The organism is Nostoc sp. LEGE 12454, from assembly GCF_056620565.1.
Window position 1 is genome coordinate 11536 of sequence record NZ_JBWQXL010000055.1, and the last position, 24142, is coordinate 35677.

The 24142-nt window shown below is 40.5% G+C and carries 24 protein-coding genes and 1 pseudogene; 4 read left to right on the top strand and 21 right to left on the bottom strand.

Annotation, left to right across the window (positions count from 1 at the left end; genetic code table 11):
• Positions 1-98 precede the first annotated feature (98 nt).
• Positions 99-1442, top strand: a complete 1344-nt coding sequence (locus tag AC1F2U_RS30590; protein WP_480264547.1) for a PQQ-dependent sugar dehydrogenase — start codon at positions 99-101, stop codon at positions 1440-1442.
• A gap of 174 nt (positions 1443-1616) precedes the next feature.
• Positions 1617-2024 carry a phosphomannose isomerase type II C-terminal cupin domain gene (locus AC1F2U_RS30595; RefSeq protein WP_480264548.1) on the top strand — a complete coding sequence of 136 codons (408 nt, stop codon included), beginning with the start codon at positions 1617-1619 and terminating at the stop codon, positions 2022-2024.
• Between the two features lie 207 nt (positions 2025-2231).
• Here AC1F2U_RS30595 and AC1F2U_RS30600 read toward each other — a convergent pair whose 3' ends face one another.
• The 12 genes and pseudogenes from AC1F2U_RS30600 to dndC form a co-directional block, all read right to left on the bottom strand.
• A complete protein-coding gene (locus AC1F2U_RS30600) occupies positions 2232-2990 on the bottom strand; it encodes a HEAT repeat domain-containing protein (protein ID WP_334844372.1) in 759 nt (252 codons plus the stop codon).
• 174 nt (positions 2991-3164) lie between these two features.
• Positions 3165-3695, bottom strand: a complete 531-nt coding sequence (locus AC1F2U_RS30605; RefSeq protein WP_480264549.1) for a GNAT family N-acetyltransferase — start codon at positions 3693-3695, stop codon at positions 3165-3167.
• A gap of 22 nt (positions 3696-3717) precedes the next feature.
• Positions 3718-3906, bottom strand: coding sequence for a hypothetical protein (locus AC1F2U_RS30610; RefSeq protein WP_094353026.1), 189 nt, complete (start codon positions 3904-3906; stop codon positions 3718-3720).
• Between the two features lie 152 nt (positions 3907-4058).
• Positions 4059-4481: an ABC transporter permease gene (locus AC1F2U_RS30615; RefSeq protein ID WP_334893423.1), complete on the bottom strand. Its 423-nt coding sequence runs from the start codon at positions 4479-4481 to the stop codon at positions 4059-4061.
• Entirely contained in the window at positions 4466-5758 is a 1293-nt protein-coding gene (locus AC1F2U_RS30620; RefSeq protein WP_480264550.1) for an AmpG family muropeptide MFS transporter, read from the bottom strand. The genes AC1F2U_RS30615 and AC1F2U_RS30620 overlap by 16 nt, the downstream gene beginning before the upstream one ends.
• Positions 5759-6014: 256 nt before the next feature.
• Complete coding sequence (locus AC1F2U_RS30625; protein WP_480264551.1) at positions 6015-7463, bottom strand: DNA phosphorothioation-associated putative methyltransferase; 1449 nt, start codon at positions 7461-7463, stop codon at positions 6015-6017.
• A 51-nt stretch (positions 7464-7514) separates the two neighbouring features.
• Entirely contained in the window at positions 7515-7901 is a 387-nt protein-coding gene (gene dndE, locus AC1F2U_RS30630; RefSeq protein ID WP_094345020.1) for a DNA sulfur modification protein DndE, read from the bottom strand.
• Positions 7902-7931: 30 nt separating this feature from the next.
• A pseudogene (locus AC1F2U_RS30635) lies at positions 7932-8207 on the bottom strand (type II toxin-antitoxin system PemK/MazF family toxin); the annotation flags it as partial.
• A gap of 68 nt (positions 8208-8275) precedes the next feature.
• Complete coding sequence (locus tag AC1F2U_RS30640) at positions 8276-8539, bottom strand: hypothetical protein (protein ID WP_109011374.1); 264 nt, start codon at positions 8537-8539, stop codon at positions 8276-8278.
• Between the two features lie 113 nt (positions 8540-8652).
• Entirely contained in the window at positions 8653-10638 is a 1986-nt protein-coding gene (gene dndD / locus AC1F2U_RS30645; RefSeq protein ID WP_480264552.1) for a DNA sulfur modification protein DndD, read from the bottom strand.
• A gap of 193 nt (positions 10639-10831) precedes the next feature.
• Positions 10832-11452: a Uma2 family endonuclease gene (locus tag AC1F2U_RS30650; RefSeq protein ID WP_480264553.1), complete on the bottom strand. Its 621-nt coding sequence runs from the start codon at positions 11450-11452 to the stop codon at positions 10832-10834.
• A gap of 75 nt (positions 11453-11527) precedes the next feature.
• The gene (dndC, locus tag AC1F2U_RS30655; RefSeq protein WP_480264554.1) at positions 11528-13150 is read right to left on the bottom strand and encodes a DNA phosphorothioation system sulfurtransferase DndC; all 1623 of its coding nucleotides are present in this window, start codon (positions 13148-13150) and stop codon (positions 11528-11530) included.
• A 308-nt stretch (positions 13151-13458) separates the two neighbouring features.
• Between dndC and AC1F2U_RS30660 the strand changes: the two genes are divergently transcribed.
• A complete protein-coding gene (locus AC1F2U_RS30660; RefSeq protein ID WP_480264555.1) occupies positions 13459-15060 on the top strand; it encodes a DGQHR domain-containing protein in 1602 nt (533 codons plus the stop codon).
• Between the two features lie 105 nt (positions 15061-15165).
• On the top strand, positions 15166-16356 hold the full coding sequence (locus AC1F2U_RS30665; RefSeq protein ID WP_480264556.1) for a DNA sulfur modification protein DndB: 1191 nt from the start codon (positions 15166-15168) through the stop codon (positions 16354-16356).
• 29 nt (positions 16357-16385) lie between these two features.
• Here AC1F2U_RS30665 and AC1F2U_RS30670 read toward each other — a convergent pair whose 3' ends face one another.
• From AC1F2U_RS30670 to argF, 9 genes are all read right to left on the bottom strand, one after another.
• On the bottom strand, positions 16386-16847 hold the full coding sequence (locus AC1F2U_RS30670) for a DNA phosphorothioation-associated protein 4 (RefSeq protein ID WP_480264557.1): 462 nt from the start codon (positions 16845-16847) through the stop codon (positions 16386-16388).
• Between the two features lie 263 nt (positions 16848-17110).
• Entirely contained in the window at positions 17111-17377 is a 267-nt protein-coding gene (locus AC1F2U_RS30675) for a type II toxin-antitoxin system RelE family toxin (protein WP_480264558.1), read from the bottom strand.
• Positions 17374-17610 (bottom strand): hypothetical protein, encoded by a 237-nt coding sequence (locus tag AC1F2U_RS30680; RefSeq protein WP_480264559.1) that lies wholly within the window; start codon positions 17608-17610, stop codon positions 17374-17376. The genes AC1F2U_RS30675 and AC1F2U_RS30680 overlap by 4 nt, the downstream gene beginning before the upstream one ends.
• Positions 17611-17669: 59 nt before the next feature.
• Positions 17670-18239 (bottom strand): Uma2 family endonuclease, encoded by a 570-nt coding sequence (locus AC1F2U_RS30685; protein ID WP_480264560.1) that lies wholly within the window; start codon positions 18237-18239, stop codon positions 17670-17672.
• Positions 18240-18250: 11 nt separating this feature from the next.
• Positions 18251-20323, bottom strand: a complete 2073-nt coding sequence (locus tag AC1F2U_RS30690) for an AAA family ATPase (RefSeq protein WP_480264561.1) — start codon at positions 20321-20323, stop codon at positions 18251-18253.
• Positions 20320-20493 (bottom strand): hypothetical protein, encoded by a 174-nt coding sequence (locus AC1F2U_RS30695; protein WP_180277607.1) that lies wholly within the window; start codon positions 20491-20493, stop codon positions 20320-20322. The genes AC1F2U_RS30690 and AC1F2U_RS30695 overlap by 4 nt, the downstream gene beginning before the upstream one ends.
• Positions 20494-20820: 327 nt before the next feature.
• On the bottom strand, positions 20821-22299 hold the full coding sequence (locus tag AC1F2U_RS30700) for a DNA phosphorothioation system restriction enzyme (protein ID WP_480264562.1): 1479 nt from the start codon (positions 22297-22299) through the stop codon (positions 20821-20823).
• Between the two features lie 92 nt (positions 22300-22391).
• Positions 22392-22997, bottom strand: a complete 606-nt coding sequence (gene lexA, locus AC1F2U_RS30705) for a transcriptional repressor LexA (protein WP_480264563.1) — start codon at positions 22995-22997, stop codon at positions 22392-22394.
• Between the two features lie 209 nt (positions 22998-23206).
• The gene (argF, locus tag AC1F2U_RS30710) at positions 23207-24127 is read right to left on the bottom strand and encodes an ornithine carbamoyltransferase (protein ID WP_480264564.1); all 921 of its coding nucleotides are present in this window, start codon (positions 24125-24127) and stop codon (positions 23207-23209) included.
• Positions 24128-24142: the final 15 nt, after the last annotated feature.

The following is a 24142-nucleotide window of genomic DNA, read 5'->3' on the forward strand; positions in this document are numbered from 1 at the left end:
TTAATAGGTTGACAACTAAGAAAAATCAAACTTTTGACTGGCGACAATCATTAAGCCTCAAGTCTAGAGTAGGAACATTGTGTATAGTGTCTACCACCATGAAAGTTCCTGCGCGTTTTTTGCTGCCAGTTTTTTTAATGACTTTGGCAGCAGCCTGTAACCAGACTCGCGCTAACTCAGATAATCCTACACCTCAAAAATCTGTACCTTCTGCCCAACTGACACAGAATCCTACACAGCCAAAAAATATTGTCCGTACTGAAGCACTTTCACCTACACCCATCCGAATCAATCTGAAGAATTTACCAGCACCCTTCGCAACAGAAAGTGCCTCGAAGCGGCCTGAGGTTGTGCCCATTCCCCAAAATCCGGTGCTGCGCGTACCACAAGGCTTCACAGTAAACGTTTTTGCCGAAGGTTTAGATGCCCCACGCTGGCTAGCTTTAACCCCCAGTGGTGATGTTTTAGTGACTGAAACCGGACAAAATCGCATTCGTTTGTTGCGTGACAGCAATGCTGATGGTGTAGCTGACGTTCGAGAAACATTTGCTAGTAGTGACAACGGACTCAATAGACCCTTTGGGATGGCTTTTGCAGGTAATTCCTTTTTTCTGGGAAATACAGATGCTGTAGTGCGTTTTCCCTACACTCAAGATCAAAACCAGATTACAGGTAAAGGAGAAAAAATAGCCGATTTGCCCGCTCAAGGTTATAACAACCATTGGACGCGTAATGTCGTTGTCTCACCCGATCGCAATAAATTATATATTTCAGTTGGATCGGGAACCAATGTAGACGAGGAACCCCTACCACGAGCTTCGATACAGGTGATGAATTTAGATGGTTCCCAGCAGCAAACTTTCGCTTCCGGTTTGCGTAACCCTGTTGGTTTAGACTTTCATCCTGTAACTAAGGAACTTTATACCACTGTTAACGAACGGGATGGAATTGGTGATGATTTGGTGCCAGACTATCTGACACGTGTTAAACAGGGGGCATTTTACGGCTGGCCCTACGCTTATCTAACACCAAACAACCTCGATCCGCGGCAAAAGACGGATGACAAAAGTAAACGTCCTGATTTAGTAGCCCGTACTCAAACGCCAGATGTACTGTTCCAGGCGCACTCCGCAGCATTGGGTTTACAGTTTTATGATGGTAAAACGTTTCCGAAAAAATACCAGAACGGTGCTTTTGCGGCTTTTCGTGGTTCTTGGAACCGCGATCGCGGCACTGGTTATAAAATTGTATTTGTTCCCTTCGATGCTAAAGGGCGATCGCTTGGCTACTACGAAGACTTTCTCACAGGATTTTTGCTAAATCCTTCTGTACCCAGCACTTGGGGACGGCCTGTAGGTTTACTCGTGTTGCCAGATGGCAGTTTACTACTAACAGAAGAAGCCAATAATCGGATTTATCGGATTCAGTATACGGGGGAGTGAACAATTCACGTATTCCAACATTTAGAAATTTACGGATAGAATCTATTGCCTCAAGTAAAGTTAGAGCAGTTGTCATCAATAGAGACGTTGTAACTGCATCTCTCTACCCAGGTTTATCTCGTTTACGGTAAATTACTGATAAATACTAATACTTATCTGGTTGAAAAATGAATTATGACTCCCAATGAAAATAATACTCAGTCAAATATCAACGAATTGTCTCCACATTCAGGTACACGATATTGGGGTGAGGTAGAGGTAATCGAAGAGGGAGAAACCTATAGAATTAGTCGTGTGGAAATCAAGCCCAGGCATGGAATTAAACCGCAAATTCATTATCACCGCAATGAACATTGGGTTGTAGTTTCCGGTGTGGCAAAAGTGACTTGTGGCGATGCAGAAATATTGCTGAATCGAAACGAATCAACTTATGTCCCCGCAGCAACACTACATAAGGTAGAAAATCCTGGACATATCCCGCTAGTTATTCTGGAAATTCAAAATGGTGAATATTTGGGTGAGGATGATACTGAGCGCCCTTATGACTTAAATTTGGTCAAACCTGTAGCTGAAGGACAGTAAGGTTTGTAGCAGGGGAGCAGAGGGGCAGAGGAGCAGAGGAGCAGAGGGGCAGAGGAGCAGAGGGGCAGGGGAGAGAGGGAGAAATAACTAACAACATAATAAGACAAAATTAATTATACAAATTTCGACTGAAACTCTTATCCAGCCTAAAACCTAATGTGTAAATATTTCTGTCCGATTACTTACCCGATGCCCGATGCCCAATCATCAAAACCACCCTTCTTGTTCCAAGGTTTCAATTAGCTGTAAGCCACGGGGATCGCCCACTCCTAACAGTGAGGCTTTAGCGTCTTCTCGGACTCCCAAATCTTGATCTTCGGCAAAGGCTTGAATTAGGGCATCGATCGCTGTGGCATAAACTACATTAGAAGGCAATTCGCGGCACAGTTGACCGATTGCCCAAGCACTGTTACTCCGCACCGCTGCTACGGGATCTTGGACTAAGGCTTCGATTAATGGTGGTATTGCTCCTATCACTGCTTCATAACCAACTTCTGCCATCTGTGCTAAGGCACTAGCAGCCCACAAACGCACTGCGGAAATGTCGGTTCTGAGAGCGTTTGCTAAAGGTGCTAAAGAACGGCGATCGCGACAGTTTCCCAAAGCCCAAACTACACCTTTACGTACATAGCCATTCCAATCACTGTTTAGTTGAGCAATTAACGGACTCACTGCTTCTAAACTGGGATTGCGTCCGATGCCATAAGCTGCACTTACCCGCACTAAGGGACAGGTATCAGTTAACAGGCGAATCAGATGAGGGGTAGCACGGGCATCTTCTATATCACAAAAAGCACGTGCCGCTAACATTCTTTGCTGGGCCTGGGGATTTTCCAGCAAGGCTAGCATCACTTCTGGATCGGGCTTTGCCACAACTGATTCGGCAGTTAGCGGCTCTATTTTATCTAAGGGGCTTTCTAGCTCCTCCTCAATATCGAGCAGGCTTAGATCGTCTTCGTCATACATAATTTGATTTCAATCCCGAAAAGGGATTAACACATAATCCCCCGCGCTAATAAGTTAAAGCTTTATATATATTAGTTGGGTTCTTATACATTTTCCTTTCTTCCTCGTTGAGTTTTATCCAAACGAGAACCTCCATAACTCAGATGCAACAGTATATTATCGCTATCCTTGAGTTTATTTTTCTGCACTCAGGAATTTTACCATCCAGATGGATTGGGTTTGATAACCTAACTGATTATAAAGATTTAATGCGGGTTTGTTTGATTGAAACACTTGCAGTCCAATTTGGCGATCGCCTCTTTGAATAGCCCAATTTTCCACATATTGCATTAAAGCTGTACCAATACCCTGTCGCCGATGTTCTGGTACAACGTAGAGAATAAAGATGTGAGCATGACGATTTCCATGTACTTGATCTATGGCATTGCCAACCCAGAGGCAGGCGATAGGGGAATGAGGGGCAGAGGACAAAGATTCTTTATTACTCCCCTGCTCCCCTGCTCCCCTGCTCCCCTGCTCCCCTTCTTCTACCCACCACAAGGGCGTATCGCTAGAAAAGTATTGCTTAACTGTTTGCTCTAGGTGAGAAAAATCTTCATTGGGAAAGAGATCCTGGTAAGTTCGCTGCATGAATTTAAGCAACAGCGATCGCTCCAAAAGGGAGCCACGGCGAATAATATATCCAGGTAATAGTTGCTCAGACACTTAAATACGTTTATTGACTTAGCTAGCTCGCGTTATGTGCTGCTGGTGGTAAATCACTTGGAGTAGATTGAGAACTTACTCCCACCTCTTCAATTGGTGCGGGTGCTGCCATATCAGAGGGTAAAAATATGCGGGCGCTGACTGCCACTAGGGCAAAGAAAAATACTAATACTGCAAGCAGTGGGGCAATGTATTGACGAAAAATAGCCATATTTTAATTGCAAGAAGCTAGGAACTTTTATGAGAACCTAGCTGAAGATTTGTGAAGTATTCTTGATTTATTTTAGCAATTTTCTGTGCATGGAAATTGGGGATTGGGAATGGGGCATTGGGCATTCTTATTCTCCTTTTCCCCTTGTCTCCCTACTCCCTCTGGCGATCGCTCTCCAAGTCATCAAGAACTCTTTCGCAATACCAATTCTCCGGCATCCCAGGATAAGTTTCCTTTGCCTGTTCAATTAACCGTTCGGCAGCGGCAGTGTCACCAGATAATTTAGCAATTAGCCTGTTTTTGAGATAGCTATCAGATGAACCCTCCTCTACCTGGGTTGGTATCCCTTGATTTATGCTTGATGGAGTTGATGGTCGGGATTGCTCTCTCCGCAACTGCCAAAATAAAACGTAATAAAGTGTACCAAAAATTAAAATTAGGCTGAGTGTTCCGAAAAAAGTTAGGAGGTTAAATGCTAGAAATCCCAGAACTAACTGCGAGAGAACATACCCCAGTAATAAACCAGTGAGTAAGAGGATGAATGTGCCGACAGCAATAACTACTTGATTCCCCATATATCCTCTTCTTCGTCCTCAAGTCCTGGTCTGGATACTGCCACTGGCTGAGGGTTCCAGGGGGCAAATACTGGCAATAGGAATAGTCCTGGTACAGCGGCGGCGATGGTAATTAAGAAAAATACAGGCCAACCCGTGCTTTGAGCGATCGCGCCTCCAGGGGCCGCCAGAATATCGCGGCTGACAGCCATTAAGCTGGATAACAAAGCATATTGGGTTGCGGAAAACCGCTGGTTACAAAGACTCATCAAAAAGGCAACAAAGGCTGCTGTCCCCAATCCACCACAAAATTGTTCTACGTTGATGGCAAGTACCATAGCTTGGTAGTTTTGACCGATGTATGCTAGAAAAAAGTAAGCTAAATTACTTACTGCTTGTAGAATACCAAAAACCCAAAGCGATCTATTGATGCCAATAGCACTCAAAATTGAACCACCTGCTAAAGCGCCAACAATCGTCGCAATTAACCCCATCCCCACTTGAATTGCCCCAATGTCGGTTTTGGTAAAACCAGTTTGCAGCAAAAAAGGCGTGGTCATATTGCTCAACAAAGCATCACCTAGTTTATATAAGGTAATGAATGCCAGCATTAGAATCGCTTTGATAATCCCTTGACGCTGAAAAAATTCCTGAAAGGGCAAGATGACAGCATCAGCGAGAGAACCTGGAGGGCTAATTTCCTGGGGTTCTGGTGCGAACAAGGTGGCAAGAATACCAATTACCATTATCCCTGCCATAAACAAGTAAACTGATGACCAAGGCAGTTTGTCAGCAAGTATTAAGGCTAAAGCACCTGCGACTAATAGGGCAATTCGATAACCTAAGATAAAAACTGCTGCACCAGCCCCCATTTCTAGTTTTTCTAAAACGTCGGTACGGTAGGCATCAACGGCAATATCTTGAGTTGCACTGATAAAGGCGATAACTATGGCGTTGATTGCTAGTAGTTGTAATGCTTGTTTGGGTTGTTGAAAAGCCATGAATGCGATCGCTACAATTAAAGCAATCTGCGTCAAAATTAACCAACCCCGTCGTCGTCCCAACACTGGTAAGGCGAACCTGTCCAGCAGTGGCGACCACAGAAACTTCAAGGAATAAGGCAAACTAGCAAGGCTAAACCAACCAATAGCGGCTAAGTCTACCTTTTCTACGGTCATCCAAGCCTTTAAGGTATTACCGATTAACAATAACGGTAAACCCGATGAAAAACCTAAAAATAATAAAGCCGCCATCTTGCGACTACCGAAAACTCCCAGTAGCGATTTAATTTTCCTCATAGTTTTAACTTTTAGCCTCTTTTGAGGAAATATCAATAAAATCCAACGAGGAAATGTAAAGGCATATCATGTAACTAGTACCTATAAAGGTTTGAATTATCGGAGCGGCAGCAGTTTCTTATATAATCCCGATCGGGGATTGAAATTTGCTATAGCTGCTGTGTAATTTATCGCAAACATGACAAACTACCAAGATTTACTTGGGTTAAATACAAATTCAGGATAACCTTATAGCGTCAGCGTTTTCTTAACTTTCTTAAATTGGATAAACTTGATGCCCCCTGATTTCTACTCTGTGTGTGGCGAGGCATTTTTCCCAACCTTCAAGCGTACCAATATCGCTTTTGCTATTGAGTAATCCTAATTGCTGTTCTTGTTGGGTGAGTTTAGCAAATTCTTCGTAGCCTGGGTAGTTGCTGGTAACAAATGTTTCCTTCCGATGCAAAATTGGCGGATTTGCCCTAGTTTCATAGTCTCGATGAGTGACGAATAGGGTCTTTAAATCAATACCGATGCTGGCTTTTAATGCGGGATGAGGATCATTGTCGAATTCGGGGTAAGACAGATAGGAGATTTGCGGCTTATCAGTGTGATATTTGATTAATGTAGCTTCATCGACACGCCCAATAGTACGGCTAGCGCAACCTTCACAAATTCGTAGTACGGGGTCAAGTGCTGCTAGTGCGGAAACATGGACGTAAAGCGCACCACGCGTATGTTTACCAATTTTGCTTTTTTCGCAAGCAGTTTGAATCACCCCAGGTTTACCTAAGCTGAAAAGCTTTTGATCGGCTACTTGACAAGCTTCTTCATAACTACTAAAAAAGGCTTTGATATCGTGACGCATTTCTGGCGCAAGTTTCTGCCATGCAGGACGTTTATCAAAGTGGGTGAGGGCAAGATAAACTTGGATATCAAGAGAACGACGATAAGCGATCGCATCCCATTCAGCCTCATCAGTCGCTTGCAAAACTACACCAAAGGCGCGGCGGAAGTTACCAAATTCGCTGAGTAATTCCTGTTCATTTTCCAGTTCGCCTTTGACAGGTAGTCTACCGCGCTTGGTAAAAAAAGCCATTAAGGGTTGCAGCTGTTCTTGATAATCTTCAAACCGCTTAGTGGGAATGCGGACTCGCGGTGTAGAAGTCGCAGAAAAGAAGCGGATAGCTTTGTAACTTTCTTTTTCAGCTTCATCTCGAAAAACAAAGTAAACGCCTAGTGCGATCGGTACTGCATCAACATTTAGGACTTCATCAATATAAGTTTTGAGTTCTTGTTGTTCGTAATATTTCTGAAAAGTATTGCGGCGCGTCACAATGCCATCATTGTAAGCAAGTTGGGTTTTGCTGGGAGCGTTAATAAGGATTTGAGCCGCGACAATTAAAACTTTCCCGGTGAGTTCCCAAGCTTGGATCAAGCTTTGACGGCGTTCCTCTGAATCTTCAATGACGTTGAGGACATAACCCAAATTGACCACATCGGCGGAGGTGCGTGGTACATCGGGATAGTAGTAAGGGTCCCAGCCTGTACTGGTGTAGCCTAAGTTTTTTACTCGCTGCACATCACCACCGTAGCCGCAGCCGTAGTCAAAAAAAGTGGTGTCTTGATTGAGGATTGACCCTTCTATAGCCAATCGTACAGGGCGAGATATATCAATGCGAGCGATCGCAGCTCTATGACGCTCAATTTCTAGCGCTTCAGGCATAATATTAGTTGTCAGTTAACAGTCAACAGTTAACAATCAACTAATATCCTTTCAATTTTTAACCGCTAGTTCAATTAAATCTTCAATTTTCTTGATATTTGGATCGCCTGCTAAGTAGCCAATTCCACGATGCAAATGTAAGCGAAATTGGGTGGCTAGGGTTTCTTTATCGGTGGGATAACCGTCATTGTGACAGCGTTGCTTGAGGGCGAGAAGGAGTATATCGGACATTTCGCCGCCAAAGACGCGCCAACTCATTTCAACGTTGCTATCTTGGGGGATTGGGACGGGGGAGGGTGTGGTTGATTCTGCAAGGGAACGACAAAATGCCCAACGACATAGGATATTCCACTGGTCGATTTTGGTGCTGCGCTTAAGTTTGGTAAGTTGGTCTTTGGCTGTTTGGGAGAGTTTTATTCTTTCAATGGGTGATTCCATTATCTTCCTAAAAATTGAGGTAGTTTTCGTTCATAAACCCAAACAGTAGCGAACCGCAGTTTCGACTTCAAGCATCTTGGAGTCAGAAATCTTGCCAGATGGATCGGCAGGAAAGCGATTTGGATCTAAAGAACGAATTTGAAAACATAAAAACACTGTTTCTAGTCGCAATCCACTGTCACTTGGAGAGACTCGTATATTATTTGGATAATCGTGCCTAATATTTGTTCCTTTCGTACCTACAACTACAGTTACAACCAAAGGTAATTGGTTGATAGCGTCTATAGATAACACCAAAACTGGTCGTGTTCCTGCTTGTTATCGCCCACGCACTGGATTAAGATTTATAAAATAAATTTGTCCTCTCTCAATGCTCACCACTTTGTTAAACCCTTTTTTAACCCATCCATTTCTGTAACACCAAATTCATTATTTATAGAGGCAATTTCTGCCTGTATATCTAAATCACTAGCCATTGCAGCTAGTTGTTCATTCATATATTTAACATCAGTAAAGCTATCTGATATTTGCTTCTTTTCTTGCACTTGTCTTGTGATAAGTTCTAAAACCCATTCTAGTTCTTCTAATGACAAAGCACGTAGATCACGCTCTATTTTTAGTAAATGTGGTGAGTTCATAATTGCTTATCTACTTTCCAAAGACCGTTATATATATTGTAAATATCTAGAGTTAGAAAAATCACGATCCGCCAATTTTTTAACAATATCTACTACCAAAAATACCCTATCTACTACCAAAAATACCCTGGTTGGATAGTTGTTTGGCGCGTGGAGGAGTCGTATTTGAGAAGGTATTCGCGCGCGATCACTTCGTTTTCTCGCAGTGTTTCTACTTCTTTTTTGCCAATCTCAGTATCCGTAGATAACAAAATTACTTGATGGCTGGCGGATGGAAAGTAACGTTCAACTAAGTTACTGCGGTGAGAGGAGTCTAGTCTACCTAGTGGCGTATCGATTGCTACTGGTAAGCGGTGTCCAGAGACTTTTGCTAAACCCCAGAGGAATGCGATCGCAAGTAGTTGTTTTTCACCTGCTGATAAACGATGTTTAGGAACAGGTTTACCATTTAAATCGTAAAGCAAAAGGCTGAAAGTCTTGGTATCAATGGTGATGCGATGCACCAAGTCTGATTTATGGAGAAGATAAAGGAAGCAATTTTTAACTTCCTCCTCTAATTTATTGAGTTTTCGCAGAGTTAATTTTTCACGAAAAATCTTAAGTGTGTTTTGAACTTTAGCCGCAGAGGTAATAATATGTTCGCTATTTTTATGCTTAATATTTTCTACAGTATAATCACTTAATTCTCTTTTTGACTTGGCAATAATAGTTTCTAATTCAGCTAAACGGCGGCGGATTGTTTCGTAATTTGCTTTAGCTTCAACAACTTGATTTTGTGCCGCTTCTAGTGTTTGACGCAGCTTTGTATAATCTTCTGGTGCTGCTGCTGTTTGCACTTGCCTTTCTAGAGTATGAATTTCTTCTTCTTTATTTTTGAGAATAGCTAATTTTTCTTTTGCAGAAAGTTTAGAATTTTGTAAGTGATATATGAGATTATCTAGCTGACTTAAAGTTTCATCATCAGCTAATAACCAAAGTGCTTCCGTCTGGAGAGTCTTTGCATATAAACTATCTACATCTTGGATTAAAAATGATTGGATTTTTTCAACTTGTATCGGAGAAATTTCTACTTGATTTAGCCAAGAGAGTAAACGCTGATCTCGTTCAATTAACAAATCTTTAGAAATTTGTATCTGTTGATGGCGAAATTCCTTTTCTCCCTGTGCTTGCGCCTGAGTAAGCAAATTAGGAATTAATGCCAGAGGTAAAACATCAGCCGCTAATTCACACATCGACTGACGTACTTGTTCAATTTCCGCAGTTTTGGTATCCTGTTGTAGTTCCAGTTGATTGCGTTCGGCTGCAATCTTTCCACCTTCAGAAATAAATTTATCAAAGGCTTCTTGCTGCTTTTGTTCTAACTCTTCTACCTGATTTTTGAGAATTTCTACTTTCTCTTCTGTGGTTTGATAATCTTCTTGCTGTTGGGTTAACCTAGTTTCAATTTCCTCTAGGTTTGCTAAATCCTTACTATTACCAACTTCTTTAAGTTTACGGTTAACTAAGATATCTAAATCAACTGCTAAACGATCTGCCAATTCTAGCCCTAAAAGTCCGCGAATTGCATCTACTACAACTGGTGGTGGTGTTTCCTGTTCTGCAAGTTCTTTAACTTGTTCACCATCAAAGAGAAATAAGTTGGAAATCCCTAATGGCAGAAGATTTTCAATATATTCATCCCATATATTAACTAAAGCATCAGGCCAGGTATCACTGTCGCCTAAAATCCCTAATGTATCTTTACCGTCTTTAGGATTTTTTGTCCAACTACGGACAACACGGTATTTTATTGGTTTATCGTTTTCAATATGTTCAAAAAGCAACTCAATCCGGGTGTCTGCAACTGGATCAATTTTATTGTTAACGCATTGATTCAGGAAATCACTATAACTTAAATTACCACGGGTAGAACATTGGGCACGAGCGCCATACAGGGCGAGACGAATCGCATCCATAAGAGTGGTTTTTCCGCCGCCATTCATACCACCTAATAGGATGATTGGGTGTGAGTTTTCCTCATCAATTTTTGGGTTAAGATTAATTACCTGTTTACCACTGTAGGGGCCAAAGTTTTGTAGAACGAGTTCAAGAAATATCATTGATTTTTAAGATTAACATGAGTTCGACAGCGATCGCAGAAGCAAAAAGTTTGTGGTGAAAGGAATCAGATAAAATTAATTAGATGGTTTTGTCTGACGCATTGAAAAAAAATATTGTCTATGAAATATATATAATACCATCACTAACTGTTAGGAAATGCGATTGTATCTGTCTCGGTGTTGGTAATCGTGGCTAGATTTGCACACCTCCAGCTTGAAAAATCTGTTCGGCGGTTAAATTCAATTCTGGGAAAGTAGGCGAGACAATATGGGTATCGCCTTTAAATTGAGTAACTTGGTACTCACCATCAATTAATTGATAAATGGATATAGTAGGCAGCTTAGGATTGCCAATAAACTTCCTAGCACCTATAGCCGCATAATCTATAATCCAATATTCGGGAATACCTATACATTCATAATCAGCTAATTTTTTGTAGTAATCATCTCGCCAATTAATACTAACGACTTCAATAGCTAAGGGAATAAATGTAGCTTGAGATACAGTTGATTCTTTTTTCCACAAAGGCTCATTCACTAAATTTGGTCGATTGATTATTAAGATGTCTGGTGAATAAGCTGATTCACTTTCAGATGGCTTGACTAATACAGTTTTTGTAATGAAGTAAGGAAGTTTTTGTCGCCCAATTTCGATAGATATATTTAGCGCCAAAAAACCAACAACATCCTCATGATCTCCCACTGGTTGTGCCATTTCAACAATCACGCCATCATGTAATTCGTATCTTCCACCCTCAGGCCGCCAAGCTGCAAAATCTTCAAAAGTTACTAAGTTGTGTATGGCTTGAATCATAGAACCTCGCTTGTTTTAAGATAACCCAACTTTGTCAAGCGTTCTTTAAGTAGTTTGGTTGACTCCCGTCTTCTATTATTCTGAGTTTTCCTTTTTAAATTTCATACTTGCCCAAGTTACCTCTTCATCACTTTCAGTTTCACCTTCATCTACTTCATTTATTGCTGCAACATCGCCCAAAGTCATCTGCTTGACTTTTGCAACATCACCTTGACTAACTGCTTCGCTTAATTCGCGTTTCAAACGAGCATTTTTAATCGCATCTTCAGGGGAACGGGAACTCGTATTAAAACATTTTTCTAGGGTTTCGTATATGCCTACGCGACGAGTCTTTTTGCGATACTGGCGTTCTGTGTCTAACAATTTTGCCATGAGTTCCAAGTGCATCGCGTCACCTTCACAGATTTCTTCTAATACTATCCATTCATCACGGCCTAGTAGGCTATAATCAGCACCAGGACGGGGGTCTTGAAATTCTTCGCCTGTCACTTCTTGATAAATCCGGGGTAAGCTATCATCAAATTCGTGTTTTTCTTCTAGCCAAATGCGGCGAATTTCGCTCATTTCTTCTAGAGTAATTAGGGTGATGTCGCGCATATTTTCTGGCGCTGTACGACGGGTTTTTGTTTGCGCTTCTAATAATCGTCTGAGCCAATGTTCCCGCCAATATTTGGTATAGGGGCCAGGGATTGGTTCAATGGAGGTTTCCCCGTTTTTATTGCGTTCAAATAGTTGGACATCTCCCCAAATTCTTCTAAAATCTCTTTTTTCTCGGTCATCTTTGATATCTAGTTCATTACGAATATCTAATAATGGCTGCATCCATTCTTTTTCTTCATCATTTTGGATCATCGCCTCCATTGATTTATCCTTATTCACTAATGTGCAAACCCAGCAGCCAAATCGGGAATCACCACAGCTAGGAGTAGAAGTATCAACAACTAGTGGACATTCATTATCGGCTGTTGCACCTCGATACATAGCAAATAATTCTTTATTACTTTGTCCCCAAGGATTATCCCACTGATTCAGGTATATCCAGACATCGTTATTACTCCAATCTTCAATAGGAGTATAGATTAAGGAGTTGGGTAGGCTGGCATTAGGACTCAGGCGATCGCGTACTCGATCAACTTGATGCTTTTTCATTGTGGTAGCACGTTTGACGCTTTCTGCTTTGCGAGTACCCAATACAAGAATTGTTTCACCGTTAGCTCTAACTATTTCACGGATGAATTGATTAGCAGGATTAATTTTTAAACGTGGTGTACACCAGCGAAACTGGTTACGGGGTGCTGGATATCCCTTACCAATAAGATTTACCCAAAATGTGTCTTCAATTACTGGTTGTAGTAAATGTGGATCAATTGGCATCCCCTGTTTTTTAGCAGCTACCTTGAGATTCTGCATGGATTTGCGAACCCAAGCAGACACTACAGGATTTTCTACCTGAGTATCGGTTGTAATTACATATATAGTTTTAGTTCTTTTTTCTGGAGGAAGAGCAGCGATCGCATTCCATACAAGCTGCAATACTGTACTAGAATCTTTTCCCCAAGACACGCCCAAAACCCAAGGTATCTCATCTAAACAATACAATTCTTGAATTTCAGTGTTGAGAACTTGGATATAGTCCACTAACTCTGCTACAGTACGTGTTTGCTGAACTGTCTTTTCTGGTTGTTGTGCTGTAGTCATTTCTCCTTCTCTCTGAAAACACTGGTGTAATATTGGGGCGAATAGGGCGAATAGAATGAGACTGTTGGCGAATTCATGTAAACCGCAATTTCTGGGGTGAGAAGCTACGACATCTCAAGCTTTTGAGGATAGCGATACCTACGGTGGGCTGCGCCTACGCAATTCGCCAACAGAGTCATAGAATTCGCGGCTATACAGACAAAACCCACCTGCGTGGGTTGAAAAAAAGTTTTTAAAAACTTTACTGCTAATTTCCAAATTTTTGGATAATTAAACGACATAATCTTATTCTGTTTTTAAAATTTAACATGAAAGATAGTGCATCTGACCCCACTGCTGACATCGCTAGAGAATACCTGGAACGGGAAGACAAGGAAAAACAGGTACTAGCTTTACTCCTAGAGAAGTTTTTAGGGAGAAAAGATCAGATTCTCGTTCAAAAAACCGAGATGGGTGGTACTGAGGCTTATGTTAGCTCTGTTACCTTGGAATGGTTCGCAGGCCGGGTTCACTTCGCCTCTGGCTTACCTCTGTTTCAGAAAAAGTATAATCCTGAGACAGAGAATGTCGAGATTGACGCGGATAGCATTGATGAAATTCAACAGCGTCCCCTTGATTGGTCACGTCAAGCGCCGCTAGTGCAGTATTTGGCGGCTCGACAAAATCATAAGTTTCCGCCAGTGCTGGTGGTGATTAATCAACCGTGGGTGGATAATCCCAAGGCTGCTGAGTGGGATAGTGAAGGACGCGCCACCAAGTCTACTACTGATTTTATACCTCTAGATAAAGACGCTAAAGTAGGTCTGCTAAATATTTCTGAGGATGATGTGACTATTTATGCACTAGATGGTCAACACCGATTAATGGGGGTTCAGGGGTTGATGGAGTTAATCAAAACTCGTAAACTCCAGCGCTATAAAAAAGATAAAGGTGTTGATGACAGTTTTATTACAGTCAATGATTTGATAGAAAAGTACCAAGTAGAGCTTGCTTACTTGCAAAATTTACCGAAGGAAAAAATTGGTATTGAGTTCATCTGTGCGGTAGCGGCTGGGGAAACTCGCACCCAGGCGAGGCGGAGGGTGAGATCGATTTTTGTTCATGTCAACTTGATGGCTGCACCCTTGACTAAAGGGCAACTAACACAGTTGAATGAAGATGATGGTTTTGCGATCGTTGCTAGAAAAATTGCAGTTACACATCCACTATTAGAACAACGACAAGAGCGCAATCCTCGTGTTAATTGGAATAGTGCAACAGTGGCTTCCAATTCTACAGTTTTGACGACTTTGCAAGCTCTGCAAGATATGTCTGAGCGATATTTGGCTCAAAAGTTCCCTCACTGGAAACCCTTGGAGAAAGGTCTAATTCCCATGCGTCCAGAGGATGAAGAACTTGAGCAGGGAATTGAGGAATTTAAAAAGCTATTTGATTCTTTGGCAAGTCTTTCTAGTTATAAAATTTTAGAACACGAGGATACACCAGCTTTACGGCGCTTCAGCTTTGAGAAGGATGGAGGTGAAGGAAATATGCTTTTCCGTCCAGTTGCTCAAGTTGCATTAGCCCAAGCTTTGGGAATTTTGGTTTTTAAAAAAGGTTTTTCTCTGGAAGATATTTTTAAGAAACTGCGGAAGTTTGACCAGCAAGGTGGTTTTAGTGGCATGGAATATCCCCAATCTCTCTGGTATGGGATTTTGTATGACCCAAATAAAAAGCGGGTGCAGGTTGCTGGACGAGATTTGGCGGCGAAATTATTGGTTTACATCCTGGGTGGAATTCAGGAACAGATGGAACGTGCCGAACTTCGTAAGGCTTTGGCAGATGCTAGGACTGTGGAAGATAAAACTATAGGTTTTGATGGCAAGTTTGTTGAACCAAAAGCTGTAGGACTTCCACATATTCTTAACTAGCAAAGTTAAGTAGGGATTTTGCAGTGTGGTTTTTACCGATGCTACAGTCCATAAGGGTTGCATATCATGTTTGCTAACATCTACTAATTTATGTTAGGTATTTATATGGCTCAACCGATTGAGGACGACAATAATAGCATTTCTCCTCAGACAAAAGCTCAGTTTAGCTCCTTTATTGAGCCATTCTTCTCACAATATCATCGCGATCGCTGCTATCCAGGGCTGATTTTTCAGCAGGGAAAGCGGACAATGCTGCAAATTAATGTACCTGCGAGTGACTTTTCTGGTCTTCTCCAAGCTAAACCATCCACTGGGAATGATCCTGATTCTGGTAAAAATCGCCCAGAGGTTAAAGGTCATGCTGATGAAATTAAAAAATATATTGTTGACCGTTCTCGAAAAGAAAAACCTTGGATTGTAGGAACTTTGACTGCTAATGTAGCTCCAAAAGACATCACAATTCTTGAACTTAGTAGAGGTATTTGTCTAGTTGTTATTCGTCGTGGAGTCAAGTTGGATATAACTGATGGACAACACCGTAAACGTGCAATTCACGAATTGATAGAAAGTACTGAAAGCCACTTAATCAGTAATGATGATTTTGCAATTACTCTAGTTTTAGAGGGTGATTTTCAGCAGTGTCAGGCAGATTTCAGAGACATGGCTCAAACAAAACAACTAGATAAATCATTATTATTATCATTTGGGGAGTTCTCTGGTCGAGTTGGCATTACTAAAGAGTTAATAAAACGAGTGCCAATGTTTCAGGGTAAGACAGAGAAGATTAAATCAAGTCCTGCAACTAAACAAAAGCTGATTTACACAACCAATTTTATAGCTAGGTTTGTAAGTTGCATTTTTACTAACGATCCAGGTAATCAGCTTCGAGATTATGATGTTTATCAAGCATCTGATGCTTTGGTTATCTGTCTTAATAAATTTTTCTCAGAATGTAGTAACACTGAGTATATTGCTGATACAACTGTTGAAGAAATCACAACAGATGAAGTAAATGCATTTAAAGAAGACTGTATTCTTGGTATAAGCGTTGGATTGGAAGTTTTAGGACGTTTATTGCACTATATATATGACTCAGAAAACAATTATTTTAATGAAGAAAAAATTTCACAACTAGCACAGTTAGATTGGTCAAGAGAAAACCAACTTTGGAAGGATAATGTAATTAGAATAGATGCCCAACCTAAAAATCCAGACAAGCCATATAGAATATCTGCTACTGTTAGTGCAGTAACAGATGCAGTCAAAACAGTAAAAATTACACTGGGGTGGATGTAAAGTTATTGCTTTTAAGCATTACTTAAAAATCAAGATAGGAATTTGGTTAGATCAAATTCCTCATCTTGTTGCTCTGTATTAGTTCTCTCATAACTAAGAATCAATAAAAGTCGCTCTGAATAGTCTACTGCTCCACGCAGTTCATTTTGTATAATCTCTAAACCAGCATTAGCGTACTCTTCAAAAATGTGAATGCGTTGCTCGTCTGCTACATTATCATCACCTATAACCTTAATGTTTTCTGTTTCGGTGATAGCCAACAAATTAATTAATAGAGTAAAGCTGCTAGTAAAATAATCTTGTCGCAGTGGGGATAAATCTTTAGAAATTATGTCTAAAGGAATGCGCTTTTTATTTTTAACGCCCAATGCTGCTGCAAACACCATAACTTCTACATAAGTCTGAAAAGGCCCAGTTGTGTCTTTTGATGCGACTAAAGATTTCACCAACTCAGCCTTATCTTTAGCAACCCTGATTCTATTTGCAGCCATTGTTTTAATATCTACATTGTTGCTATTTTAACCGAAAGTCAAAAGTGATAGTAATTATTAACGCATTATTTTATACTAGTATGTGAGCGATCGCTTAAACAAACAAATTATCCACTAACATAGTCCATCGTGGCACTGCGGGTTCAGCCTCCACCACCTCATCACGGCGATAAACGGTTCTTCAGGATTACTAGCACGATCTAATCCTACCAAAATTAGCGTAGCTTGCCGCCGTAGGCATCGCACCGATATTCCACACTCTGCTAACTTTCATCTTTATAAATCTCGCTACGATGTCCTATTTTAATTACAGTCACTATTAAAACATCATCATCTATTTCATAAACAACTCGATAATCTCCTACTCGAATACGATATGAATTATCATCAGCTTGTAATTTTTTTACCCCGTTTGAACGCGGTTCTATTGCCAAGTCGTTGATTTTAGTTTGTATGCGCTGTTGTACGTCTATAGGTAGTTTCCTAAACTGCTTTTTCGCACCCCTTGAAAATTTAACTTCGTAACTCACGCAACATCCTTGTTTATTTCGTTTCTTATTTCCTTTTGAATTTCATCCCAAGACACAGTGCCATTAATGCGTATATCTTCCCTAGCTTCTTTAATGGCTTTTAAGTCTTCTTCATCGTCTACATCATCGATTCTTTTTAATAGTGCGTGAATTTCAACTAAAGTACTGTCATAAGCTTGATGTAGCAGTACGTTGATATCTTTAATTAACTGTTCTCTTTCGTATGCTGTCATTTTTAATCATCCAAATGTAATTTTACTTATTCTCCCACCATCTGTAGTTTCCCCTAAACTCAAGTTAGAAACTGAACATCCTCATAAACCAAAGAAATAGGAAAGTGAAAATCAACGCTAGTTAAATGAACTTCATCCCCCTCTTCATAAGGATGTAACTCCCAGAGTCCTCTATCATTTAACCGGAAGCAATCTAAACCAATTTTTTCAGCATCAATGAGGACATATTCTTGCAAAGTCTCAATGCGACGATACCGCGTAAATTTTGTACCTCTATCGTAAGCTTCCGTACTTGGGGACAGAACTTCAACAATTAAACAAGGATATTGGAGAAATTGAATAGCTTGTTTATCTCGTTCATCGCAACTCACCACAACATCGGGATAATGAAAAGGCCCCTTTTCAGATATACCTACTTTCCCATCCGCCATATTCACACGACACCCACTTCCTCGCAGGTGACTTTTTAACGCTGAAGCTAAGTTTAAAGCAATATCATTATGGGGAAGAGTACCCCCAGTCATGGCGAAAACTTCACCATCAATATATTCATATTTAATTTCTTGGTGTTCTTCCCATTTCAGGTATTCTTGGGGAGACATATAATTTCCATCTGGACTCGCAACCATAACTTTATCCTCTAAACATTACGTTCAACCGCGATAATTTCAGTATATTCATACTCATTCGGACTTTGTTTCACCAAAGGATATCTTTCTCCAGCCAACTCAATATAATCTTGTTCGCAATCAGGCTTAGATGAATAATATGTAAGCACATATTCTCTACCGATTCTGTCTGTCATTTCTGCTTCTACTTCACCCCGCCACTGAGTTTTAGTGACTAAAACTATCAACTGATTCGCTAATTGGGGAATTGTCTTCGCAATATGTCGCCGCGAATTCTCATCCAAACTACCGAAGGGTGAATCCATCACAATTGGAAAAGTGCTACTATCGGGAATCATCATCATTTTGCGTTTCTCACTCCATTCCCTTACTTTATCAATGATGCTGGCAATAAAGGATAAACTGAGAATTTGATTCTCGCCAGTGGATGCTGCAACTGGAGCTTCCACACCTGTAGTATTTTCTACTAATGTCAGTTCATATTTTTCACTAATTTTAGGAATGTATGGAGTTACAGAAATATCCATGAATATTTCTTGTACTCGCTTTTCTAGTTGCAGGCGAAATTGTTGTTCTTGACGATTTCTAACTTCCGTTAACCGTTCGATTGCATCTTGAGTGGCGTTAATTCGTCGCTGTGCTAAAGTTTGCTTGTCTTCATTCAGCTTTTGTTTGGCAATTTGTTTATTTAAACCTTCAATTTCAGTTGTGAGTTGAGCAATTTGCTGCTGATTTGCACCCTGTTCTCGATTTAACTCATCAATTTTACTTTCAATTTCATCTAAGCGTTTTTGCAAACTGCTAATTTCTTCATTAGCGTCTTTTCGCAACCGTTCTTGAATATTGTCTAAATCGCCTTCAATTTGAGATATGCTTTGCCTTAACTGATTAATTCTGGCTTGTTCTCTATCAACTTCTTCCCAAAAACCTATGGCTTGCTTATCAATTTCATCTACTTGAGCGCTCATCCGAATTGCAGTTTCTTCCACCGCTGAGGAACCTGCTTTATTTAACCAAGTACTTACATGAGTATGAGAATGATTACCCTCGTGTAACTCTGCACCACAAATACAGCGTTGAGAATTGAGTAAATCATTTACAAATTTCCGGGAAATTCCTGATGTTAACTCGCCGCGCTGCTTCAAATCATTGATAATTTCTCGAAACTGGGATGTAGTTTCTGAGAGTAAAACGGTATAACCCCGCGCGGAAATAACTTTTTTTAGCGCTTCTTTAGTTTTTTTATATTCTTCTTGATTCGCCGCTTTCTGTGATTCTAAATCCTGCCATCTTTCTTGCAATTCCTTAGCAGCACTCAGTTCTCGCAAACGGTTACTTGTCTCTTTTTTAAAAGTTTGTTGATATTCTAACTCTTCTTTAATTTCAGCTTGCCGTTTGGTAATGCGTTCGCGTTCGCGTTCTATTTTTTCTTGCTGTCGTAAAAGTTGTTTAGTTTCAGAATCACCAATAGCTTTCAACTCATTTTCTAGAGTTTTTTTAGCATCTCCCAAATGTCTGATGGAACGGTTGATTACTTCCACACCCAAGAAAATCTTTGTAGCTTCAGCAATTTCAGCTTTTTTGTCAGAACGGGTTATTTGTTCAATTCGTTCGCCGTCAAAGAAAAAATATTGATGTAAACTAGTGGGTAAAATTTGATTAATTATATCGTCGAGTTGCTGATATTGTATATTCCATTTACCATCATCTCCACCAACCCACATACTTAATTGAGTTTTCCCAGCCTCAAAATCACCTTCGTTTTTATAACCCCGACAGGTACGTTTAAGTCGATAGCGTTTGCCTTCATGTTCCCAGCCAATCTCTACCCAACATTCTACAGCTTGACCTTTTTGAGTTTCTGCGATCGCACGCTTATTAACTAACTGTTCTATCGACGCAAATGCTGCACTAAATTTTTCATATAATACCCAAGTAAAGGCATTCAGTAAACTAGTTTTTCCAGAGCCATTATTACCATGAATAATCGTTGTGTTTTGAATATCTCCAGCAGCGAGGAGCATCTCTGGTGTCGTACCATAAAAGGAGCGAAAGTTGCATAGCTTTATTGAAGTCAGCTTCATCGCACCTCTTCCTTAATAATGTCCAAAATATTATCATTTATATGGCTGTTAATCTTCTTATCTAGCCGGCCTTTCTCCAGCTTCCATACCCGCTCAATAATTTGCCGTACTTCCGGCGGAGCGCTGGTTATTGGCTCCTGCACATCATCAATATTTGCCTCTTGTGACATATTGGTTTTGGAAATATACTTTTTCTATAGTTTAACTTTCTCTAGTCCTGAAATAGCCTCCGTAAAGCCACTGTTAGCGTTATCTTTAATTTTGTAAAAACTATTTTTTTTAATTTATACTTTTCTTGGAAAAAAGACTTTATTATTAAATTGTCTTCTGTTATTATTAATATAATCAATCTAGATGATAATAGGATGTAAGTAAAATTTTTAAACCAACTTACATCCCATTATTATCTAACTCATAATTTTATTATTTCATACTTAATGTTTGTTTTTGCAAAACTCGAAAAATTTTACAAAATCATACAACTATATAGTTCATCATCAAATATCTAATAAACCATATCGCTTTTGTAAATCAAGTAACTTCATTCTTGCTTCACCAGCGTTATCAGCTAAATCTGCAAACTCCACAAAGCGACGCAATTCCTTTTTTAACAGATTGCGCTCAACTTCTATCGTTTCTCTATCTAAATCTGGTGGCAAAACAATCATGTCAAATATTGTTGCACGTTCTTTGCCTGGATGAGGACGTAAAACTCGCCCCCGTCGCTGGATAAATTGACGGGGATTACCAGAACTTGATAAAATCACCGCAGTTTTAATTGCCGGAATATCGACACCTTCATCTAAACAACGAATTGCGACTAAACCCTGCAACTCACCACTTTCAAATTGATGCCGCAAAATTTCTCTTTCTTGTAAAGTTGTGTGAGCTGTATAAGTACTTACCTTGTACCCTAAATCCACCCCCAGAATTTTAGCAACAGCTTTGAGTTGGCGTAAGGATGAACGTTGTCCCGTATCTTGCGAACCATCACTGCAATAAAAAAGAGTGTGAGTAGTGTCGCGGCGAGTTGTCATTAATTCATGCAAAGCGGTTAATTTATTTTCCGCTGCACCAATTAATCTTGCTCTTTTCATCAACAACGACTTTAAGTCTTCATTTTCTTCAAATCCCGCTTCGCCATTTTCTCGTTCTCTATATAGTAGCGATCGCCCAATTCTTTTAGTTAACTTTAAATAGGCAATACTCTCTGCTTCAGTTAACTCTACCAATACCGGATAATACAGATAATGCACCAAAGCACCTTGAGCGATCGCATCCCTTAAAGTAAACTCTGGCTGGAGAACTGGGCCAAAATAATCAAATAAAGATTGCGTACCAAAATCATCAAAATATCTTTCCGGCGTGGCAGATAAAGCTAGTCTCAACCCAACAGTGCGCGGTAAACTTTCTTCCAACTTGGGTGCGCCTAAATTATGCGCCTCATCTCCAATAATTAAAGTTTTGGCAGGAAAATATTTAAGTTGAGACCCAAATCCATCTCCAATTAAAGTAGAGTTCGTAGTAATCACCGTGACAAACCGTTGAGAACCAGAACGCAGATTATAAATTTGCGTCGAAAGTTGACTTTGCCAGGTGCGTAAATTCTCAAAAGCTAAAATGGGTTGCAAATTAAATTTTTCACACTCTCGCGCCCATTGAGTAACGAGATGGCGATAGGGACACACTACCAACAGAACTTGTAAATTAATCTGCTGGTAGAGTTCACAGGCGATCGCTAATGCAGTAATTGTTTTACCACTACCAGTAGCCATTTTCAGCGTCCCTCTGCCATTGTTGGTAAACCAGCTAGCGATCGCTTGTCGCTGATATTGCCGCAATTGCAGAGACACAGGCATTCTTGGGCATCCTGGTAATGGTTGCGGAGTGTAATAACTGCCCTTACTTTCCCTTGCAATTGGTAATTTTAACCGGAAAGTGGGCAGTTGCTGCACTGAATTTTTCGTCAGGTACATATTTATTTAGTCATTGGTCATTGGTCATTGGTCATTGGTCATTAGTACTTATCTTTCCCAATCCCCATTCCCTACTCCCCATTCTCCATTACTCAGTTGTAACCTCGCCAAACACCGATGAGAGAACCTTGTACCTGCACTTGTATAGCACTGACTTCAATGGGATTGTACTTAGAATTTGCTGGTTTAAGGGTAACGCGATCGCCTTGGCGATAAAAACGCTTTAATGTCGTACCGAATCCATCGACTCTGGCGGCGACGATAGTACCATTTTTCAAATGATTAGGTTCTGCTACTGGACGCAGAAATACCACATCGCCATCAGTAATTAAATCTTCAATCATGCTATCGCCAGCTACCCGCAAAGCATAGGTTTGGGGAGGTAAATCGAAATTAGAAAAGTCTAAATGATCTACAGCATCAGTAAATGGTTCTATTAAACCACCAGCAGCGATCGTGCCCAAAATTGGTACACCTTGCTTCACAGGATGCAAAATCCGAATCGTTCGCGCTTGTCCTTCAGTCCATTCAATATATCCCTTAGTGCGTAAATGCTCTAAACGGCTTTGAATTGGTGCTGGTGACTTCAAGTTCATCGCTTGCATCATTTGCCTAATTGAAGGCGAATGCTGGTGCGTTTTGATGTATTCTGCTAACCATTCGTAAAGTTCTTGTTGAGCTTCTGTTAGACGTTCCATAAATTTCCGAGAAGTAATTATAAATGTCTCTAGAACATTAGTACTACAAAAAACTCCCCATAACAAGAGAAAAGTAAAAATATGAAAGGCAAAAGTAAAATTATTTTCTTCTCTTTTGCCTTTTGACAAATAAGAATATTGCAGGTTACACGTTAGAGGGTACAGGTTACAAGCAAGAAAACTATACCCTATACCCTGTGCCCTATTCCCTACTTTGCTCCTAAAATACTAGCAAGCAAAGCTTTTTGGGCGTGCAGGCGATTTTCTGCTTGTTCCCAAACTCGTGATTGAGAACCTTCAATAACAGATCCGGTAATTTCTTCACCACGATGGGCTGGTAAGCAGTGTAAAACAATTGCCTCTCGGTCAGCAAGGCTTAATAGCTGCTCTGAAATTTGGTAAGGTTGAAAAATTGGCATTCGGTTGTCTGCTTCGGCTTCTTGCCCCATACTCGCCCAAACATCAGTGTAAAGTACAGCAGAACCCTTAGCTGCTAATTCTGGATCGTGAGTGACGAGGACTTCTGTTTTGTTATTAGCGATCGCTCTTGCTTGTTCTACAATCTGAGAATCTGGCTCATATCCGCTAGGGGTGGCAATTCTAACATTCATCCCCACCAAAGCACAGCCCAACATCAGAGAATTAGCCATATTATTCCCATCACCCACGTAGGTTAAAGTTAACCCAGCAAGGGTGTTAAAGGTTTCCTGAATCGTCAATAAATCCGCTAATACCTGACAAGGATGTTCTGTATCAGTAAGTGCATTAATCACCGGAATCTTGGCATAGTGAGCAAAAGTTTCTAAATCTTGCTGGGCAAAAGTCCGAATTGCCAAAATATCCAGATATCGATCTAACACCCGCGCCGTATCCTGCAAAGGTTCCCCGCGACTAACTTGAGTGACATTAGGATTGAGATCGATTACCTGTCCACCCAGTTGGTACATCGCCACAGTAAAACTTACGCGTGTGCGAGTTGAAGCTTTGGAGAACAACAACCCCAAAACTTTATTACACTGCAACTTCAACTGTTGTGATTTAAGTTGAGTTGCCAATTGCAGGAGTTCTTGAAGTTCAGTAGAAGTGATGTCCGCTAGACTTAATAAATCTCGTCCGAGCAATGCTGCCATGCTTGTAATCTGTAA

Bases quoted from the DNA above. Each gene is read 5' to 3' on its own strand.
- AC1F2U_RS30640 (WP_109011374.1), bottom strand. From the start codon at position 8,539: ATGAACTCACCACATTTACTAAAAATAGAGCGTGATCTACGTGCTTTG.
- AC1F2U_RS30590 (WP_480264547.1), top strand. From the start codon at position 99: ATGAAAGTTCCTGCGCGTTTTTTGCTGCCAGTTTTTTTAATGACTTTG.
- AC1F2U_RS30665 (WP_480264556.1), top strand. From the start codon at position 15,166: ATGGCTCAACCGATTGAGGACGACAATAATAGCATTTCTCCTCAGACA.
- AC1F2U_RS30670 (WP_480264557.1), bottom strand. From the start codon at position 16,847: ATGGCTGCAAATAGAATCAGGGTTGCTAAAGATAAGGCTGAGTTGGTG.
- AC1F2U_RS30690 (WP_480264561.1), bottom strand. From the start codon at position 20,323: ATGAAGCTGACTTCAATAAAGCTATGCAACTTTCGCTCCTTTTATGGT.
- AC1F2U_RS30695 (WP_180277607.1), bottom strand. From the start codon at position 20,493: ATGTCACAAGAGGCAAATATTGATGATGTGCAGGAGCCAATAACCAGC.
- dndE (WP_094345020.1), bottom strand. From the start codon at position 7,901: ATGGAATCACCCATTGAAAGAATAAAACTCTCCCAAACAGCCAAAGAC.
- AC1F2U_RS30680 (WP_480264559.1), bottom strand. From the start codon at position 17,610: ATGACAGCATACGAAAGAGAACAGTTAATTAAAGATATCAACGTACTG.
- AC1F2U_RS30685 (WP_480264560.1), bottom strand. From the start codon at position 18,239: ATGGTTGCGAGTCCAGATGGAAATTATATGTCTCCCCAAGAATACCTG.
- AC1F2U_RS30620 (WP_480264550.1), bottom strand. From the start codon at position 5,758: ATGAGGAAAATTAAATCGCTACTGGGAGTTTTCGGTAGTCGCAAGATG.
- AC1F2U_RS30625 (WP_480264551.1), bottom strand. From the start codon at position 7,463: ATGCCTGAAGCGCTAGAAATTGAGCGTCATAGAGCTGCGATCGCTCGC.
- lexA (WP_480264563.1), bottom strand. From the start codon at position 22,997: ATGGAACGTCTAACAGAAGCTCAACAAGAACTTTACGAATGGTTAGCA.
- AC1F2U_RS30600 (WP_334844372.1), bottom strand. From the start codon at position 2,990: ATGTATGACGAAGACGATCTAAGCCTGCTCGATATTGAGGAGGAGCTA.
- AC1F2U_RS30700 (WP_480264562.1), bottom strand. From the start codon at position 22,299: ATGTACCTGACGAAAAATTCAGTGCAGCAACTGCCCACTTTCCGGTTA.
- AC1F2U_RS30595 (WP_480264548.1), top strand. From the start codon at position 1,617: ATGACTCCCAATGAAAATAATACTCAGTCAAATATCAACGAATTGTCT.
- AC1F2U_RS30660 (WP_480264555.1), top strand. From the start codon at position 13,459: ATGAAAGATAGTGCATCTGACCCCACTGCTGACATCGCTAGAGAATAC.
- dndD (WP_480264552.1), bottom strand. From the start codon at position 10,638: ATGATATTTCTTGAACTCGTTCTACAAAACTTTGGCCCCTACAGTGGT.
- AC1F2U_RS30610 (WP_094353026.1), bottom strand. From the start codon at position 3,906: ATGGCTATTTTTCGTCAATACATTGCCCCACTGCTTGCAGTATTAGTA.
- AC1F2U_RS30650 (WP_480264553.1), bottom strand. From the start codon at position 11,452: ATGATTCAAGCCATACACAACTTAGTAACTTTTGAAGATTTTGCAGCT.
- AC1F2U_RS30615 (WP_334893423.1), bottom strand. From the start codon at position 4,481: ATGGGGAATCAAGTAGTTATTGCTGTCGGCACATTCATCCTCTTACTC.
- dndC (WP_480264554.1), bottom strand. From the start codon at position 13,150: ATGACTACAGCACAACAACCAGAAAAGACAGTTCAGCAAACACGTACT.
- argF (WP_480264564.1), bottom strand. From the start codon at position 24,127: ATGGCAGCATTGCTCGGACGAGATTTATTAAGTCTAGCGGACATCACT.